At 40.1% G+C, this 19677-nt stretch carries 14 protein-coding genes and 1 pseudogene; 4 read left to right on the top strand and 11 right to left on the bottom strand.

What is annotated here, in order from left to right; genetic code table 11:
- Positions 1-440: 440 nt before the first annotated feature.
- From DRZ93_RS03180 to DRZ93_RS03150, 7 genes and pseudogenes are all read right to left on the bottom strand, one after another.
- Positions 441-1592, bottom strand: a complete 1152-nt coding sequence (locus tag DRZ93_RS03180) for an IS110 family RNA-guided transposase (RefSeq protein ID WP_113745807.1) — start codon at positions 1590-1592, stop codon at positions 441-443.
- A gap of 82 nt (positions 1593-1674) precedes the next feature.
- Positions 1675-1884, bottom strand: a pseudogene (locus DRZ93_RS03175) (flagellin N-terminal helical domain-containing protein); the annotation flags it as partial.
- Positions 1885-2420: 536 nt separating this feature from the next.
- Positions 2421-3197 carry a DUF2057 family protein gene (locus tag DRZ93_RS03170; protein ID WP_172458010.1) on the bottom strand — a complete coding sequence of 259 codons (777 nt, stop codon included), beginning with the start codon at positions 3195-3197 and terminating at the stop codon, positions 2421-2423.
- 22 nt (positions 3198-3219) lie between these two features.
- A complete protein-coding gene (locus tag DRZ93_RS03165) occupies positions 3220-4350 on the bottom strand; it encodes a porin (RefSeq protein ID WP_113744691.1) in 1131 nt (376 codons plus the stop codon).
- Between the two features lie 128 nt (positions 4351-4478).
- Positions 4479-5549, bottom strand: a complete 1071-nt coding sequence (locus tag DRZ93_RS03160) for a hypothetical protein (RefSeq protein WP_113745806.1) — start codon at positions 5547-5549, stop codon at positions 4479-4481.
- Between the two features lie 15 nt (positions 5550-5564).
- Positions 5565-6233 (bottom strand): HAD family hydrolase, encoded by a 669-nt coding sequence (locus DRZ93_RS03155; protein ID WP_113744689.1) that lies wholly within the window; start codon positions 6231-6233, stop codon positions 5565-5567.
- 126 nt (positions 6234-6359) lie between these two features.
- The gene (locus DRZ93_RS03150) at positions 6360-7796 is read right to left on the bottom strand and encodes an IS4 family transposase (protein ID WP_113745805.1); all 1437 of its coding nucleotides are present in this window, start codon (positions 7794-7796) and stop codon (positions 6360-6362) included.
- Positions 7797-8242: 446 nt separating this feature from the next.
- Between DRZ93_RS03150 and apt the strand changes: the two genes are divergently transcribed.
- The 4 genes from apt to DRZ93_RS03130 all read left to right on the top strand — a co-directional run bounded on the left by apt (position 8243) and on the right by DRZ93_RS03130 (position 14071).
- Positions 8243-8815 carry an adenine phosphoribosyltransferase gene (gene apt / locus DRZ93_RS03145; RefSeq protein WP_113745804.1) on the top strand — a complete coding sequence of 191 codons (573 nt, stop codon included), beginning with the start codon at positions 8243-8245 and terminating at the stop codon, positions 8813-8815.
- Positions 8816-8824: 9 nt separating this feature from the next.
- Complete coding sequence (gene dnaX, locus DRZ93_RS03140) at positions 8825-9940, top strand: DNA polymerase III subunit gamma/tau (protein WP_113744687.1); 1116 nt, start codon at positions 8825-8827, stop codon at positions 9938-9940.
- Positions 9941-10059: 119 nt separating this feature from the next.
- A complete protein-coding gene (locus DRZ93_RS03135; protein WP_113745803.1) occupies positions 10060-12588 on the top strand; it encodes a hypothetical protein in 2529 nt (842 codons plus the stop codon).
- 106 nt (positions 12589-12694) lie between these two features.
- Positions 12695-14071: an NAD(P)/FAD-dependent oxidoreductase gene (locus DRZ93_RS03130; protein WP_113744685.1), complete on the top strand. Its 1377-nt coding sequence runs from the start codon at positions 12695-12697 to the stop codon at positions 14069-14071.
- 84 nt (positions 14072-14155) lie between these two features.
- On the opposite strand, the gene DRZ93_RS03125 is transcribed toward DRZ93_RS03130, so the two are convergent.
- The 4 genes from DRZ93_RS03125 to DRZ93_RS03110 form a co-directional block, all read right to left on the bottom strand.
- Entirely contained in the window at positions 14156-15280 is a 1125-nt protein-coding gene (locus tag DRZ93_RS03125; protein WP_245933762.1) for an extracellular solute-binding protein, read from the bottom strand.
- 186 nt (positions 15281-15466) lie between these two features.
- Entirely contained in the window at positions 15467-16555 is a 1089-nt protein-coding gene (locus tag DRZ93_RS03120) for an HD domain-containing phosphohydrolase (RefSeq protein WP_113745802.1), read from the bottom strand.
- A gap of 28 nt (positions 16556-16583) precedes the next feature.
- On the bottom strand, positions 16584-16934 hold the full coding sequence (locus DRZ93_RS03115) for an Hpt domain-containing protein (RefSeq protein WP_172458009.1): 351 nt from the start codon (positions 16932-16934) through the stop codon (positions 16584-16586).
- A gap of 1 nt (position 16935) precedes the next feature.
- Entirely contained in the window at positions 16936-19614 is a 2679-nt protein-coding gene (locus tag DRZ93_RS03110; protein WP_113745800.1) for a hybrid sensor histidine kinase/response regulator, read from the bottom strand.
- Positions 19615-19677 lie beyond the last annotated feature (63 nt).

The following is a 19677-nucleotide window of genomic DNA, read 5'->3' as shown; positions in this document are numbered from 1 at the left end:
TTTCGAACTTAGATTCAATCTTTTTTGTAGACAATACTCCAGGTAACGCAGGTACTGTGTATACTTGTGTTGACGTAAGCTTTAAGCCTAAGATTGCCTTAAATACTTTATACTTGCTATTACCTTTTAAATACCATATACTAAAACTGTAGCGTGTTTATTTTAGTATAGGTTCAATAACCTTTACATAATTGACTCCTCTGTTAGGGGTTGATACTTTTTAAGTCAGGCTCACAAACCTGTATAATTAAATTAAAGTCCTCCTCTTAAATCGAGTTGGATAATAGTTTTTATATTTTTTAGGTTCATTCACCTGACTCATTAAAATTTGGTTGTCATCTTTTATGACATAAGTTTTTTACATACACAAATCTATATTCGCTTTCACGGGCATTAAGCTTGTTCGTGGTTTTCCTGTAAAAAACTTTAAATAAAAGACATTAAATACATTCTTTATAGGCAGTTAGTAGCCCACTTGCTCTTTGCGTTGTATAGGGGGTCTTATCCCTTATAACAGCAAATGCAGTTCTGGCTATGTGATTTGCTATGGCGCAGATTAAGACCTTACGTCTCTTTTGCATCTGCACCTTGATCTGCTCATTCTCTGAATTTTCCAACGTCTTTTTTAATGTATTTGAGTAGTGGGCCATAGCTCCTATGTAGAGCATGCCTGCCAGAGCTCTGTTGCCAAAATGTCTGACTCCAAGATTGGTTGCAGTGCCACCTGATCCTTCTACATGGGGTGCTATGCCACAGAAGCCTGCAAAGTGCTTGGCATTTTTGAAGTTTGATATATCAAAGCCTGCAATATAGAGCATCATAGCTATAATATAGCCAACGCCAGGTATGGTTCTTAGCAGCTGACATGTTGTATTCTTGCGTGAGAGCTCCTCAATTTGTTTATCCAGTCCATCAATAATTTTTACACAGTGCTCTATCTGTGCAATATAGGTCTGCAGCGATATATCAAAAAAGATAAAGGCTTCACTGTCGGCACCTTGCTCGAGCAGCATCTGCTCCTTGTAAGCAAGCGCCTTTTTTATCATCCTTTGAGGACTTAAATCCCGTGGTAGGACTACTCCTAATTCATACATGAATGCGCGCAGCGCATTCAGGCTCTTAACCTTCTGGCTTGTAATGCATGAACGGGTTGTCATGAGACTTGAGAGCATCTGATGATCAAGACTTTTACATTTTATGCTCAGATCTGCACTGTCACGGTCAAGTAAAGCTTTGAAGATGGCAAGAGCATCAATCTTATCTGTCTTTTCTTTTTTCTTATGTTTACGTATATTTTCTGCCATAAAGCATCTGTACTCATGGCCCAGCTCCTGAGCACGGCGTGCCCAGTAGTGGCAGGCGCCACATGCCTCAAAGCCTACAATCAAAGTTCCTGATTCATATGAGCTTAGTACACTTTCAAGCTCGCTGGCTCTTATTTCTTTATTGATTATCTTTTTATGGGCTATTGAGTAGTAGCAAATCTGAACAACTCTGGATGCAAGATCTACTGCAAGGTATCTTTTACCAGTTTTTAGAAAGAATTCGTTTATGTAGTCTATGGATGCTTGAGATATTGTAGATGTGGGCATGTTAGCTTCCTCATTGTAAAAACCTTGGGAAGCAGGAGGGGCTGAAATACTATGCAGCGGTTACCGCTTCCTTCTGATAGCATTCATTGGTATTTCTGTTACCCTGATTTAAACCATTGATCTGTGAGGTTAATCTGTCTGAAATCTGCAAGCCGGCAGCATCGTCTTTAGCTGAGTTGATGCGCAGACCAGAGGATAATCTCTGATAGGTGGTATTTAGGTTATTGGTAGCATTGGTCAGATTGCGCTGACCATTGATTGATGAAACGTTAGTATTTACAAATAAGGCCATATACTCTCTCCTAAAATAAAATGTATTCTTTATAATATATTATTATCGTCGTGGCACGTATTTAACTTTAATAAAGATTAAATTTTTTCATTTATAAATCATTAAAAATTGTATAAACAATGGCTATTTAAATACGCACACGTATTTATAAGTATATGAAAATATGGTGTTTTTAGCAGAAACCGTAATTATTTATAAGCTGAAATATCGCATAATGTTGCGTAAGTTTGTTCAATAAATGTGATTGAAAGCAAAATATTTAAAGGGCCATAATTCAAGAGCTTTTATGTCAACAGGTTATCAAATTTTCCTCTTTGCAAAAATTTTCCCATTTATATATTAATGGGAAATTTCCCATGTGCAAATTCACAGCCTGCGCTATAAAAAATTGAATCTGCAGGTAAGTATCTAAAGTGCGTAGATCTGAGAAATATTGAGGAGCATCTTATAAGTTTACAAACTATTACAAGATAGGAGATTAAAGAGAAAAGGCAGGTTGTACCTGCCCTTTGAAGCTAATCTATATTTAGTATGTTCTAGTGTGACATTACATACTTTACAAACTCAAGTCTGGTCTTGTCATCAGCACTGTTGTACAGGTTGATTAAATCATTGAGCTTGACGTTGACTGCAGCTGCGCCCCCGCCTACAGCTGAGGTCTGCATCACTGCGTTTTGTGATGAGCTTACACCAGGAGCTGGCATGGTGATATTGGCTGGGGCTGAGTTGGAACCAATGCTCATATTGTTGGTGGCAGTGATGGTTGGGGCGCCATAGCTTGTCAGACCCATGGTGCGATCAGAGCCTTCAACATAATTTGGAGCATACAGACGGTTTACAGATAAAAGATCCTGTCTGTAGTCACGGAAAATTGAAAAGCCTGAGTCTGACTGCAGAATAAAGTAGGTGGCTTTGTCGCCTGCAACCTTGGTTTTGCCGTTATTAAGCTCAATTACCTGGGTTCTTGCATATTTGGAAGCCTCTTCAAGACTTTGTGGGATCTTGTAGCTAAAGGACAGAGTTTCATCAGCACCTAAATTGTAAATGTCAATTACAATTGGATTGGAGGATTCAACCAAGGAGCTTTCTCTCGAGGAGCCAAAAGTGCCCTCAAAGGAAAGCACAAGCTGATGACGTCCTGGCTCTAAAGATAGAGTTCTTGTGGATTTGTCGTAGTTAAAATTGCTGGTGGCACCATCAACAAGCTCTATAGAATAGTATGGTGGTACTTTAAAACCGCCGGCAAAGGCTGATGTTGCACAGCATAAGGCCAGGGTTAAAACTGTAGTTTTAACAATATTTGATTTTCTCATATCCTTATCACTCAATTGTTTATTAAAAATTATATTCAAAGCCTGCAACATATTTATCCTGTGCTATGTACTGTGCAGCGCTAGCACCATAAAACTTGTGCGGATCGGCGCCCAAATCTATCTGAGCCTCGGCATAGATTTTAAAGGCAGGGTTTACATTGTAGTACACACCTGTGGTCAGATCTGAAACCACAGCAGAGCCGCTGAAGGTTTTAAGTGCATATCCTGCTATTATACCCAAGCCATTGTCAAAGGTATAATTGTTTACTATTTCATAGGAAAATAGCTTGTGATCTATATGCTGATAGTCACTTGCAGTGTAAATAAATGATCCATAATAGCCTTTGCCAAATGTGCCATAGGACAGGGCAAAGCCATAATCAAGCTTACGTGACGGTCCATGGGTACGATACAGGACAAAAGCCTCATCAGCACTTATCTGATAGGAATTGGCAAGAATTGGGGTAAAAAACTCACGCATGGCATTAAAATCGGCATCATGCTTATTTTTAAAATCTGTGTAGTTAAGACCATAGGCAAAGGTAATAGCCCCAAATTCATTGGAGACGCTGGCACCTACATTTTCTCTTATAGCAAATGGAGTATTGTTGACCTGCGAATCATTAAAGTTATAGGACAGACGCAGATCAAAGCCAAGGGCTGAGAGTGAGTACATAATCTGTGACGGCAGACGATCGCCTGTCAGATAGTAATCATTGGCGCGTGTTTTAAAGTGACTGAAAATATCTCCGGCGCCTGCTATGGTATAAAATGCACCATCACCTTTGCCAAAGAGCAGGGTGCCATATTCATAGGCATCAATTCCTACAAAAAGATACTGCGCGCCTTGTTTATTATCCTGTGTGGTAAAATCAAAGACACCCATCATGACAGCATCAAGACCATTTTTAATCTGTGTGCGTCCTGCAAGGCCAAAACGGGCAGTAGTGGCCAGGGCAGTATCGCCATAGCTGTTGGCTTGAGTAAAATCTATATTGTTTAAGGCATTATAATTGCCATAGATGACTTTGACACGACCGAAAATATCAAGACTTTCGCTGTCGGTTGCTACTATATTGGCGCCAGAGGCCTGCACAGATCCTGCAAGGGCACATAGGGCGCATAAGCTTTTGATGGTTGTTTTATGTCTCATAGCTCTTTTATTAAAATTTTTTCTCCAATTATATGCTATAAACGCATATTATTTAAAATAAAATAGCTATTGATGCTCCCAAAATGACTTAAAAAGTCATTTTAGGAGCAAAAAATAAGGATTTTCAGCTAGAACTTATACTCACTGCCAATGGTATAGGAGTTTTCATCATAGCCTGTAAATTCCTTGTTGAAGGTTTTAAAGGACTTGTGATCTGTAAAGTGATCATCAAAGCTAAAGCGCGCCTGCGCCCAGACTTTAAACTGATCATTGAAATTGTAGAGCATCTCAACTGGCAGCACACTGACTTGTGAGCTCATATCCTCTTGATTTTTGATAAGAAAACGCTCATAGCCTGTTTTAAATTTAATGCTGTCTGAAAATGAGTGCGCATAGATAAATTCTGTACCATGAATATAGTAATCAGTATCCTTCATCTGTGCCATGGTCACATTGCGCTTGTTATGCATCAGGGCAAAGTAGTTTTTATCATCCTTTTTACCATAGGTCAAAGCCGTGGCAAAGTGGGCATAGGACTCAACCTTGCTTGTATGATTGGAGGTGGTCATATTTGGATATTTTGAATATGAGGCAGCCGAATGCAGATTAAATCCTGAATTGAAGACAGGATAGGTATATCCTATAGATGAGGCAAAGGTCTTTTGCACCATAAAGGTATTCTGCTGTGTCTTCTCATAAGGATCCTTTTCAACCTTTGGCGTGCCGTAGGCTACAGAGAGATTTAGATTTTTATAGCTGTTTTCATAGGACAGCACTCCATCTGTCTTAAACTTCATATCATAGCGGGTCTTGTTGGTGTACTGATTGAAGACATCGGTGGAATTGATGACATTTACCACCTGATCGCTAAAGCTGAAGGTTTTAAACTTACCCTTTCTTTTAAAGTTAAAATCAAGAGTAAACTCAGGGGTGTACATAGAGCTGTCATAGTCTAAAAGACCATGGCGCTCCTGCTCAAACTTTAGAGTATAGGCAATGGAAAAATCACGGTTTAACTTGTAGGAATTGGTGTGCTTGAAATAAAACTTCTGCACAAATGGTGATTCATGACTGTCTTTAAAGCGTGAGTCATAGCTTAAAGAATAGGAGGCTGTGGTTTTACTGTCATCGGCACAAACTGCAGTTTGCGATGCCATAAGTATGAGCAGGGCAGAGGTAGCTTGTATCAGTCTGTGCATATAACTTCCCAATAATCAAGTAAAAATAAGCTCTTTTAGCGCATATACATCACAGGCGCTGTAATCTGAATTCCAGGTGGCAGGATCTGCACACTCATTTATACCATAACCCCACAGTGCCACGCAGCTTTTACAGCCGGCGGCCCTGGCAGCCTTTATATCGTTAAGATGATCGCCCACATATAGGGTTTTATCAGGACTTACGCCTATGCTCTCCATAGCTTTTAAAAGAGGCTCAGGATGAGGCTTTGAATGTGAGGTACTGTCACAGCCCAGTATAAGCTCAAAGTCAGTGGCAAAATCAAATTTGCTCATAAGGCGCAGTGCCATGTGCTCATATTTATTGGTAACCACAGCACTTTTAATGCTGTTGTCTCTGAGGCTGCCTATAAGATCCTCAATACCGTCAAAGGCTCTGGTATAGTCATTTATATGTTCTGTATAGTAGTTTGCAAAAGTTGTGCGCATTTTACCGTCAATATCATATAAAGCCTGCTTTTGAGGCTCAATACCAAGCTTTAGCATCTCGCGCATGCCAGCTGTAACCTTGGTCATTAAAAGCTCTTTTTCAACCGGCGGCAGATTGAACATCTCAAGGGTATGATTGCAGCTTGCAATCAGATCAGGAGCAGTATCTAAAAGCGTGCCATCAAGATCGAAAAGAACGGCATCAAATCTGTTCATAACTTATGCAAAATCGACATTAAAATATAAGAACATATATAATAAATTATAAACAAAAAATGCCAGAATTTAAGTAAAAAAGTTAAAAAATGGTAGTTTTTTATTAAAAACTGCATACCCATGAACTTAAGCCTTGATTGTAACATCAATTTTGTGCGGTATTAAAAAGTCTTTCGTCATATGGTGTGTATTGTAAATTTTATCGACCAGGAGGCTTACGTCCTTTTTAAGATCTATATCCCTTTGTGATGGTTTAGTTCGCATCATAGAATCTAAAAGACCTTCAAACTTGCTGATCTCATTGTATATTGTAGACTTAGCGCCTTTGACCATGGCTTTTAACAATGGTCCTATATCTCTGATAGAGGAAGCCATCTTTAACAGAGATATTTCCCGTTTTTTACGTTGGTCATCTCTTTTCTTTTTCTGAAGCTGTTTTGCTATAAGCTTTTTGATGAGGTATGAGCCAATACTTGCATAAATAAAGAGCAGGATAATTTCTTTGATGGACGAATTGATAGAGCAGAGGCTGTTGCTACTTTTAAGTGCTTTAAACATGATCTCGCAGGACCAGCGCGTCCTGTAAGTATCAGCTATAACTGATGCTGCTACACGGCTTGCATCTATGTTGGTGATGAAATAATTAAATTTATCATCAACAGGATTATAGATACGAATCATCCTTAAAACGGTATCATCGTTAACCTGCACAGCCATATCAACCAGAGGATATTTGCTGCCATTTAAGTGCTGACATGGTTTGCATCCTTCAAATTCATGTAACGTGGCTCCGTTGCCATCCATTGCATGAATAATCTTATAGGCGCAATTCTCCTTGCCTCTGAATATAAAATAATGCCCCTTGGATATAAGTAGCAAATATAAAGCTTCAGATACATATCCCCTGTCGCACAGATATAACACCTGCTCATAGATATCTGGTGACAGGTGCTCTCTTTCATTGGCTACAGCCTCCGTAATATCAATATGTGTAGGCATATTGTTTACAATAGAAAACCCCGTATGCAGTTTAATAGCGGCAGATTTTTTATCAGGGTTGGTCTTGTCAGGATTACGTGTTTTAGCCTTGCAGCTAAAGTTGTCATAGGCTGAGTATCTAAGGGAGATTTCAGAGCCGTCCACCATGATAATATCATTAACACCGACACTCTGCCTGTAAGCCTCAAGCAGTTTCAGACCAGTTTCATTAGTATCGTCTTTAACAAGCATAGAGAGGTTTTCTATAGTATTCTTCATAACTTCAAGCAGTCCCTCTGAACGCAGACGGTTGTGAAGAGCCTTTGAAGATATATCAATGCCAAACATGTCAGAATAGCACTTATGAAATCCATTTAAAGTAAAGGTTATATTGTTAGAGTTTTGGTTAGTAGAGGCATATGTTAAAAGAGCTGAGAGAAGTTCAGCTATTGTAACTTTTCTTTGCCTTTTGAGTGTGCCATTTTTTCTGGCAAAATTATTAATAAGCTCTTTGCTGAAGACGGTTAAAATATTTAAGAGTTCAGCTCTTTGAATATAGAGATTAATTTGAGATAATAAAGACATAGCAAGTTTTCCTTTGTTTGGTTTGGTTTGGTATATTATACCATGGAAACTTGCTATACCCCATAAAAATCCTTTATAAAACAATCTGTTAGATCGTTTTTAATACTTCTAACAACCTCTTTTTGTATCAGAATTGTATGTTTCCAAAAAAATCAAACAAAAAACCCGCATCGAGGTCTTTTGCACTAATTTTTAGCACGATAGAATGCGGGTTTGCGGAATGATTTTAAGCCAAAAACTTCTGGATTTTAATAAATGCTTAAAAATCAAGACTTTACTAAGATCCTAGGTATGTAAAAACTGGCAGTTTTTATCAAAATAATTAACAATTTAAAATAAAAAAAATACCTGAGTATGAGTCTATCACACGTGCCTTATCTGACTTGAGATAAAAGGGTAAAACAAGTATAATTTCTCGTCAGATCAAATCTTGCAAAGGTAGTAATATGTTTAAAAAGAATGCTGATGAAGCTTTATCAGCCAAGATTGAATATTTAAAGTCAACTGTAAAATCTATTCCCGATTATCCAAAGCCTGGCATACTCTTTAGAGATGTGTCATCGCTGTGCTGTGACAAAAAGGCTTTCGCTATGACAATAGATCTGTTCTTTGATATATTCAAGGATCAGGGTATAGATAAGGTTGTCTCAGCCGAGGCCCGCGGATTTATTTTCGGTGCTCCGCTGGCAGCAAGATTAAATGCAGGCTTTGTTATGGTCAGAAAACCTGGCAAACTGCCACGCGAGCATGTGCAAGAGCGCTATGATCTTGAATATGGCAGCAATACTCTGCAGATGCACACAGATGCCATACAAAAAGGCGAAAAGGTTTTAGTGCTAGATGATCTTCTGGCTACAGGCGGTACTGTCGATGCCATGATCAAGCTTATAAGACAGCTTGGCGGCGAGGTGTGCTGTGTTGCCTTTTTAATTGAGCTTGTAGATTTAGGCGGCGCTGCCAGAATACAAAAAGATTTTGGTGTAAAGACCGTATCACTGCTTGAATTTCCAGGTCACTAAACAATAAAGATGGAAAGTACAAATTACGAATACCAGGCTTTAGCCCGCAAATACCGTCCCCTTACTTTTGAGGATGTGGTAGGACAGGAGCATGTGGTCTGCGCCCTTGGCAATGCCATTGAGCAGAAAAGACTGCATCATGCCTATCTTCTGACAGGTACGCGCGGCATTGGCAAAACCACTATAGCCAGAATTATTGCCAAATCACTCCAATGCCTTGAGGGTATGTCATCACACCCATGCGGCCACTGTGATGCCTGCCGTGGTATTGCCGAAGGTACTTTCCCTGATGTTATAGAAATTGATGCGGCCTCTCAGACCAAGGTGGATGACACCAGGCAGATGCTTGAGAATACACAGTATCCGCCAATGCAGGGGCGCTATAAAATCTATATCATAGATGAGGTGCATATGCTCACCTCAAGCAGTTTCAATGCGCTTTTAAAAACCCTTGAAGAGCCGCCTGCCTATGTAAAATTCATTCTGGCTACAACAGATCCGCATAAAATTCCTGTAACTGTACTCTCACGCTGTCTGCAGTTTCAGCTGCGTGCCCTGAGTATTGAGCAGATTGAAAACAGAATCACAGATATCTGTGCCAAAGAGCAGATCCCATGTGAGGGAAAGGCTGTACATCTTATAGCCAAAAAGGCCCGCGGCAGTATGCGCGATGCCTTATCTCTGTGTGATCAGGCCATAGCCTTGGGCTCTGGTGTCATTGCCTATGATAAAGTCAATGCCATGTTAGGTTCTGCAGGTGAGAGCTATATAAGCGATGTTTTAAATCTGCTCTTGCCATCTGATGACAATAAGCTGCCATCAGTGCTTGAGCATATTGCAGCCTTTGCCCCATCCTATAAAAATCTTTTAGAGGATCTGTCTGTTGCTCTGCATGATATTGCCCTATATCAGATGTTAGGTGGCAGTTCTCTTAGCCTCTTTAGTCATGACAATGAGCTTTTAAACACCTATGCCAGAGTGTTTAAACCTCAGGATTTACAGCTTTACTATCAGATAGTGCTTGAGGGCATCAAAGAGATGCCGTACTCAGATCCAAAAAGTGCCTTTGAAATGACTATTTTGCGTCTTATAGCCTTTACACCTGAAAAAAAAAAGCTTGGCTAGGCGAGAGTGACACAGCACTAGACACAGGCCGCATCATTGATATTGAGCCTGTCTCAAGCCACATTCAGGATAATCATGATAGTGCCCACACCAGGACTATTGTAGATAAGAATACTTTAGTGCCATCTATTGGTCCTGACAGCAATGTTCTTGATATAAGTGCAGCTACAAGATCGCTACAGGCTTTAAGCAATACTGTAAAATCAGCACCACAGGATTATCAGAGTGTGCCTCTTGATAAGCTTATTCACAAAGAAAAAGCTATAGCCGATGAGATTTTAGAGCGTACAAAAACTGTACCATCACCTGCAGTATCACTTGCAATTGAAAGTCATGATGATGAGGACTTAACCGAGGTTGCAAATCTAATTGAAAGCTATTTAAAGGCTATTAAAGAGTATAATAGCAATTTAAAATCGCAGATAAAAAAGACACAGAGCAGCTCAACATCAAGACAGCTTGCCCATGCTGCACGCCTTGCTATGGAGCTTGGAGCTGCAGCCTCAGCCGGATCTTCATTTAATAATACGGCTCTCATGCCAGATGAAGATGGCAGGGTAGATAATTTGAATCAAGACAGCCTATCATCACCTGATGTTATAAATACAGTAAATACTGATATACCGCCTTTTGAGCCTGATATTAAAGATAATAGCAGCTTTATGCCAGAGAGTATGATGCAAGACAGGCCTGAATCAATGACTGATACAGTGGCAGATAGCCTGCCTTTGGCTATAGATCAAAGCAGATCTGATGTTATGGCAGATCCAATGTCTGTGCACACTGCTATGCATAAGACAAAGGTAGATGATAAGACTGACAATGGTGTAAAAAAGAGTAAAGAGCAAAGAAAAGATGGCTTTTTACAGGCTCAGGCTCTAGCTTCAGCTTTATTTGATGATAATACTAATACACCATCTCAAGAGCCTTTGGCAACTGCCAATTTAAATCAGGGCAGTATGCTTGATACAAAGGACGTACAGCCTATACAGGCACAACAGTTTATATCTGATGTACCAAGCTCAGATCATGCTGTAAATAATACAGGCTCTGATAATATCTTTGCTGTAAGTCAGGATAGTGCAGGTACAGTTAATGCAGCTTTAGAAAATACAGCTGCAGCTAAGAGCTCTATAGATGCTTCTAATACAGACAAGGCTAATACAGAGGTCTGTGCAGATAATATCAGCGCAGTAACTCTACATCCTGATACTGTCGATAATACACCGCAAAGCCTTGCACTCAGTGCTTCTGTAAGTACTGATACAATATACAGTGCACAAAATACTGCTTACACACAAAAAGCTGTGAGTAGACAGAGTGTATCTTCATCAACCTTAACTACAAGTGCAGATAATGGTACACAAAGTATCTTTAATCTTAATAACTATACTCCAAGAAGGCATAAAAAGGCTGCTGAATATATAAAAGAGCAAATGGCAGTACAAAGTGTCAATATCTCTGGCCTTGATTTTTTAGGCCAGGATGATGAGGATGAGAGCTTTGAGAGCATACTGCAAAAGGCAAGACAGAGAGCTGAAAATAATGTAGCAAGTGCTCAGAAATCAAATCAGAGAGCATCACAGACAGTGGTGCATGCACCATCTCATGTAGTATCACAGCTAGCATCACAGATGGAACAAAGTGCCATGAATCATACAGATACTACACCTTTGAGCACTGTGGTTGAGAGTAATAAGAGCCAAGAGGACTTTGTCCTATCTTATGTTCAGGAGCAAAGTGGAGCTACAGACAGTATTGCATCTTTGAAGACAGATAATATAGAACATGACAGTTTTGCAAGTCACAGCACACAGTCTATAACCTCCATGCAGACATCAGCACAGGGCAGTGTCTTAAATACATATGAGAGTACAGATACAAGCGGCAGAGATTTAAAGAAAGAGCAGAGCAGGACTGATAATTACACTAATGATGCCATTGATTTAAATGACGGCGCAGAGGATCTTTACCCTGAAAGTGCTGATACTTATGCTGCAGATGAGAGTGATGATGAGTACTATGAGTATTTGCAAAGCACTGATGGCTTTGATCTTGATATGCCATCATCACTAAGTACAGATGATAGTGACAATAGTGCTGCCATAGTTGATGGCAATCCTTTGCATGTAAGTGCAGCTCAGCGTGAGATAATAGAGAGTAGCTCCAGTCATGCCCTGAGTTTTGCAGGAAAAGAGCTCAAGACTCCAGAGGATTTTTACTATAAAGTTAAAGAGTATGATCCATGGTATAAGGATATAGTAGATGCAGGTTATCAGAGAGGGCCTGACTATGCTCTTTTAACTGAGAGTGAGCGTATGGTTGATGCTAATGACAAGGCTCACTGGACATTGCTTATCAATGCCAAATATTCATTAATGACAGGTGATCCAAGCTGGCTGCACAATATCACCACGCGTTTTAGCGCCTTTATACACAGTGCTCTTAAAATTGATATAAAAATTGTGGACGGTACACCTGACAATTGTCCATACAATTTTGCTTTAAATGAATATTTAAATGAAATTTCCAAGATCAGAGGCTGTATAGAAAAAAGCAGTATGCAGTCAGTACTGAATCTTTTAAAAGAGGATATAAATGTCCTGCAGATAGACATTTACAAAGATAATAAAAAAGCTTTAACATAATTTTTTTAAAGTATAAAATTGTTATCTTTTGACTAAAATATGCAATTTGTCGTTAATCTTGAAAAATACAGCGGATAATAGGGCGTTCTTTCAGGAGGCTTAAAAAGTGAGCGTAAATATTGAGGCAACCAACAAGCGTCGTGTTGTTATCGTAGGTGGTGGCTTTGGAGGTCTGCGTCTGGCACTGGACCTTAAAAATTCAGGATTTCAGGTGGTGCTGGTGGATAAAAATAATTTCCATCAGTTTCCGCCGCTAATTTATCAGGTAGGCACCTCAGGTCTGCAGCCAAGTTCCATCTCCTTCCCATATCGCAAGATCTTTGAGGACAGAGAGGACTATTATTTCAGAATGGCAGAAATGCGTGCCGTATTCCCTGAAGAATCATATATTCAGACTTCAATTGGCAAGCTGACCTATGATTATCTGGTTTTAGCTCATGGCTCAACCACCAATTTCTATGGCAATAAAAATATTGAAGATGCCGCTATGCCTATGAAGACTGTAGCAGAGTCCATGGGTCTTAGAAATGCGCTATTATCAAATTTTGAGCGCGCTGTTACCTGTTTTACCGAGCAGGAGAAACAGGATCTGCTAAACATTGTTATTGTAGGCGGCGGTCCTACAGGTGTGGAGCTGGCTGGCGCCATTGCCGAGATGAAAAAATATGTGTTGCCAAAGGATTATCCTGATATGGACTCAGAGCGCATGAATATTTATCTCGTGCAGTCATCAGATCGCCTCTTGCCATCTATGTCAGCTAAAGCCTCTAAAAAGTCACTGGCCTTTTTAGAAAAGCTTGGGGTTGAGGTTATTTTAAATACCAGAGTTACTGACTATAAGGATAATGTGGCTATTTTAAACAATGGCAGAACCATACGTACCCGTACCTTTATGTGGGTGTGCGGTATTATTGGCAATAAGATTATAGGTTTAAAGGACAATCAGTTTGGACCTGGCGGACGTGTGCTTGTAGATGAGTACAACAAGGTTATAGGCACTGACAATATCTTTGCCATCGGCGATATTGCTCTTATGCTCGATAAGGACAAGAAATTCCCTAAAGGACATCCGCAGATGGCTCAGCCTTCTATTCAGCAGGGTAAGAATCTTGCCGACAACCTAAAGGCCATGCTCAATAACAAGCCTTTAAAGCCATTTAAGTACAAGGATTTAGGCTCCATGGCCACTATAGGCCGCAACAAGGCTGTAGCAGATGTCTTTGGTATGCGCTTTGCCGGCATGTTTGCCTGGATGCTGTGGATGGTGGTACACCTGCGCTCCATTCTTGGTATCAAGAATAAACTCTCAGTACTCTTTGACTGGAGCTGGAGCTATGTTACCTATGACAAATCCAATCGTATGATTTTAACTGCAGCCAAGCCTAAGATTTTAAGAGAGCGTGAAATGCAGGAGCAGTTAAAGCACTGGGGTGAGCTTGAAAATATGCAGGAGATGCAGCATATAAAAAGTCGCACAGAATAGTTTAAAAAAAAGGAGCAAATATGCTCCTTTTTAAATGTCTTGAGTTCAATTAAAGGTCAGAGCGCTCTGACCTTTTATCTATCTTTATTCCCAGCCACTGCCGTCATCTTCATTATCTGAATTTAACTTCATGTAATTCCAGATATTGTTGGTAATTCTTGAGACCTTGGCTGTAGGCGGAGTAGGGAAGTAGGCGGCCTTTAAATGCTCCTCATCAAGATTTACAGATTTATTCTCCTTAAGCTCGGTGGCTAAAAGTTCCATGGCATCTGTTACAGGCAGAATGTAGCGAATCTGATTTGATACAGAGCTTGCCACCTCTTTTTCCATCAGGAAGTTAATCCATTTGTGGCCATTTTCAAAATTTGAAGCACCCTTTGGAATGGCCCAGCAGTCATACCATAAAAGTGAACCGTCGCGTGGGAACTCATATTTGATGGTATAGCCGCGCTTGGCTGTAACAGCTCTGTCGGCAGCCTGCAGAATATCGCCTGAATAGCCAATGGCAAAGCAGATATCACCTGAGGCCAGATCGTTTATATAACGTGATGAGTGAAAGTATGATACATCTGTGGCAAGTGAGGTTAAAAGCTCCTTGGCCTTGGCATAATCTGCAGCCTTTTCAGATGTTGGATCCTCTTTTAGATAGTGCATGACAGATGAGATAACCTCAATTGGTGAGTCAAGCACAGCTATGCCGCATTTTTTAAGCTTTCTTGAGTTTTCCTTGTTAAAGATAAATTCCCATTTATCAATAACTGTACCTTTGCCAAAAATCTCATCAATCTTTTCCTGATTGTAGCCAAAGCCTAAAGAAATTTCGGCAAAAGGAATGGCATAATTGTTGCCCTCGTCAATGGAAGCGAGCATTTCCATACGCTTTTTATCCAGCTTGTCATAATTTGACAGCAGACTTTTATCGAGTTTTTCAAGAGCTCCGGCTTTGGCAAGACGTGGAATATAGTAGGATGTCATCATAGTAACATCAAAACCTGAGTGGCCAGAGAGCAACCTTGCCTCTACAAGTTCATTAGAGTCAAACATGGCATAATTGGCATCAAGATTTGCAGCCTTTTCAAAATCAGCTACAGTGGTCTCGCCCATGTAATCACTCCAGTTCCAGATGTTGACATCTGCAGCCATGGCAGCTGAGCTCAGGGCCATAGCACCAAAGACAGCGCTGACCCCCTTAAGAAGATTGTTGTGCATTAGCATATCCTCAAAAGTTAATGAAAAAAGTTGGGCTATTATATATGTGTAGTTGTACAGTTACAATGAAAAAATATACACAAGCTAATTTGCCTTCCACAGCTGCTATTGTAAGCAGATAGCCGGCAAATTTTAAGCATTAAATGCAGCTTTTAAGCTATATGGTAAAAAAAGCCGCATGTGCCCTTATAGATTGTCAATCTCAGCCTGATTGTCGCGTGTTATCTCATCAATATTGGCAATAAAGAAATCTACAAGCTCTGGATTGAAAATACCGCACTCTTTGTTTTCAATCATGGATAAAGCTTTTTCCTTGCTAAAGGCTGTCTTGTAGCAGCGCTCCTGTGTCAGGGCATCGTAAACATCGATAATAGAGATAAGCTGTGCCCAGATTGAGATCTCATTGCCCTTTAATTTATCAGGATATCCATTGCCATCCCATCTTTCATGATGATGGCGGCAGATATCATAGGCATAGCGCAACACCATATTATCCTTATAGCCAATTCTGTCTATAATCTCGCAGCCAGATAGAGTGTGTGACTTTATAACATCAAACTCCTCAGGTGTTAAACGTCCAGGCTTGTTTAAAATTGAGTCAGGTACAGCAATCTTGCCAATATCGTGTAGCACCGAGGCATAGGTTATATCGCTTATCTGTTTGTCAGATAAAAACTCACAGCCTGTAAATCTGTTTTTGCGCATAAGATTGAGGGCATTGTAGGTCAGTCTTTTTATAGAGTTGATATGCTTGCCTGTCTCGCCAGATCTAAACTCAATGGCCACAGCCAGTGTGGCAATAATATTGGTTGAAACCTTGGCAATTTCCTTGGCCTGATTGGCAATGGTAATTGACTGCTTGTAATTGGTGTACTCAAGTGAGCGTCTGGTTAAATACAGATCTATCTGTGACTCTACGCGCCTGCATAAAAACTTGGTGTTAAAGGGCTTGGAGATAATATCTGTAATACCATAGTCAAAAGAGTCAAGCTGCTTGCCCTCGTCATTTTCTGCTGTTATGACAAAGATAGGTACATTGGGAATAAGATTGAAACGTCTTATCTGCTCTAAAAACTCTGTACCTGTCATCACAGGCATGACAATATCTAAAAGCACAGCCACAATATGCTCGCCATGCTCCTTTACATAGTTAAGTCCCTCAAGTCCATTGGAACAGCAAACAGTGTTATATTCTTTAAAAAACTGCAGTTGTAGAATATCCCTGTTCATCTCCACATCGTCGATGATAAGTATGGTATTGCTTATATTTTCCATGGTTTCTTATCTGCCTGTATTATCTTAATCAATCAAGCTTGGACAAAATTTCGCGATATTTTAATGTATCGGCAATAGCTCTTTGGGCCAACTGTCCAATTTTATCATTTTCATGGCTTCGCACAGCCTGCACAATTTCATTGTAGACATCAAAAAGGTCGCTAAGGCCTAAATTGCCGCATATTCCTTTTAAGGTATGAGCAGTATTTTCAATTTCCTCAAGATTGTTATCTCTGATGCTAAGCTCAAAGGCATCAAAGGTAGGATCCTGATTAAAGCGTTTTAAATATTTGATATACATAGGCTCAAAGTTTGAAAATCTCTCAAGTGAACCTTTTATATCTATATTTATATATTCGCTAAGTTCATCAAGCTGCATATTAGAGCTCCTTATTCTTTTTGATAAGACGATAGAGAGTCTTTTCAAGAATTTTAAAGTCAATAGGTTTTGAGACATGGGCATTCATGCCTGTGGCATGAGTGGCACTGATGTCCTCGGCAAAGGCATTGGCAGTTACTGCAATAATAGGTATCTGCTGCGCCCAGCTATTTTCCTTAAGGGCACGAATGGCGGCTGTAGCCTGCAGACCATCCATCACAGGCATGCGCATATCCATCAATATGGCATCAAAATCAGAGCCTCTTTGGGTAAAGATATCAACAGCTTCCCTGCCGTTCCAGGCTTTGGAGATGATGGCGCCCTTCATGGAGAGTATATCCTCGGCAATCTCCATATTAAGCTCATTATCCTCAACGACAAGTATTCTAAGTCCTTTTAAAATACCAGAGGCATCAATCTCAGCAGGAGCATTTTCAGGTTCCTGATGTTTTTGAGCCTGAGCGCATTCTGTATCAATTTCAAAAGGTATGGTGACAATAAATGTAGTACCAACGCCCAAAGCTGAGGTGACATGAATATTGCCGCACATCTTGTGCACCAGATTTTTAACAATAGGCATGCCAAGACCTGTACCCTTGACATTGCTCATGCGCTCTTCACGTATATACGGTACATAAAGATTCTTTAAAAACTCAGGGGTCATGCCTATGCCTGTATCTTTTATCTCAAAGATAAACTGCGGCAGATGCTGCTCAACCACCTCACGTACCGAGAAGGAGATGGTGGCGCCATGTTGTGAGTATTTAAATGAATTGGATATAAGATTGTTTAAAATCTGACGCAGTTTTGGAAAGTCGCCAATGAGATTTTCATGCTGCAGCTCATAATTGACCTTAAGAGTTTTCTGCTCCTGTTTGGCCTGTGCTGTAAACAGATCAAGACATTCATTTAAACTCTGATGCAGATTGAATTTCTCGCGGTTTAATGTCAGCTGCTGTTCTGGTCGGGCAATCTCTAAAATATCATCAATCAGGCTTAAAAGCTGCTTTGATGTAGTTGTGATCTTGTTTATGGTCTCTAATGTACGCTCTTTGTCATCAACATGATTTACAGCCATGGCACACAGACCCATAATGCCGTTTAAAGGTGTACGCATATCATGGGACATGTTGGAGAAGAATATACTCTTTGACTCCTCATTCTTATGACTCATGGCAAGAGCATCCTTTAAAAGCTGCTTTTGTTCAATCTCCAAAAGCTTGTCCTCATCTACAAGCTTTATGGCCAGGATACTGTCATTGATATCCATGGACTCATCAAAGAGCAGACGTATATTATACCAGCGGTACAGTCCGTCAGGATCCATGATCATAAAGTCATGACCCATATCGCGTATGCGATTTACAGACAGGTGCTCCTGACTTGCAAGTGAGTAGTTTTCATAAAATGATTCCCACTCATCATCGCGCAGCACTTTTTTAAAGTAATCAAATAAAAGTCCTGTATCGTTGCTCTGTCCTATACTGTCACGCATTCTGTCCGTGGACTTAAGAAGCGTAAAGCGTTTGTTGTTAAAGTCTATGCGTATAATGTCATTGTAGGAGTTGCCAAGCACTTTTAATGATTCATTGGTCATTTCAATCTGACGGGACAGATGAAACTCACGATAGAGCATGCTGATCTCAACAACTAAAAACAGTGTGACAATACAGATGAAGATATTGAAAATAAAATTGTACTCATCAAGCACACGTGCATACGGAGTGGTAAGTATGGTGTACCAGCCTGTAACCTCATCATGATGGGCATAGACATGCACACTGTGTCCGCCAGGACCACTCACTCTTAGATTTTTCTCAAAGATCTCGGTGCTGGCCTTTTTATCTATAAATTTGGTAAAGATAGAGTTGACAAAGATCTGTGCCTTGTCGACATCAAAAGGCTTGTCATTGTCCCTGTCATTGTGAAAGAGAATGATCTGACCCTGAGGATCTAAAAGGAAGTAGGAGTAGGTATCAGGTATACCGTCAAGATAGATCTCACGCGGTGATTTGGTGGAGATAAAATCAAAGGCAATGGCATCTCCCTTGGCATTAATCTTGGTAGCCAGAGTGAAAATAGTTTTATTTGACTCGCTTTCCTTTGAGTTGTGCAAAAAGAGCACAATATCATTGGTAGTGAATTTGTTCCTTTCATGCATCCCCATGCTGTCTATTACGCTGTACCAGTAGGCGGCATCAGTTTTTGGCTCAAGATGCGGATTGGATAAAAAGCAGTCTTTTGCATTGCTCTCTGATGTGACCATCTTGCCATCAAAGCAGCCATAGAAGGTATAGTCAAAAGGGGCAAAGCTGTGTGAGACTAAAGATTTTACTTCTTTGACAAAAGCCTTTTCATCAAAGCTCTCTCCTGCCTGATGCGCTCTTTCAATCTCATTTTCAGCATAGTGGCCTACAATATGTAAAACCTCTTTTTGCTTGTCTATAAAATCAAGGATTTTGGTATTGGCCCTTGAGGCAATTTCATTGCCTAGTACATGTGAATTGTTTAAAATGGTAGAGCGCAGTAAAAACAGACCTAAGGCTGTAAAAAAGATAAAGAGAAAAAAGACAATGACGCCATAGGCAGACATATTTTTCTTGCTGCGTTTCAACCTTGAATCAAGACGTGCATTATCAACTTTAAACTTTTTTTCTGTACCCGCAAAATCCCAGAGCATAATGCGTCAGCCTCGCATTTGTATAATAAAAATCACAGTAATAATTATAGGACTGCAGGGGGG

Origin of the sequence: Anaerobiospirillum thomasii, assembly GCF_900445255.1 — a bacterium.
Lineage (GTDB): Bacteria > Pseudomonadota > Gammaproteobacteria > Enterobacterales > Succinivibrionaceae > Anaerobiospirillum_A > Anaerobiospirillum_A thomasii.
Note: the sequence above shows the minus strand (reverse complement) of the source record. Positions and strands in the feature narration are given on the sequence as shown.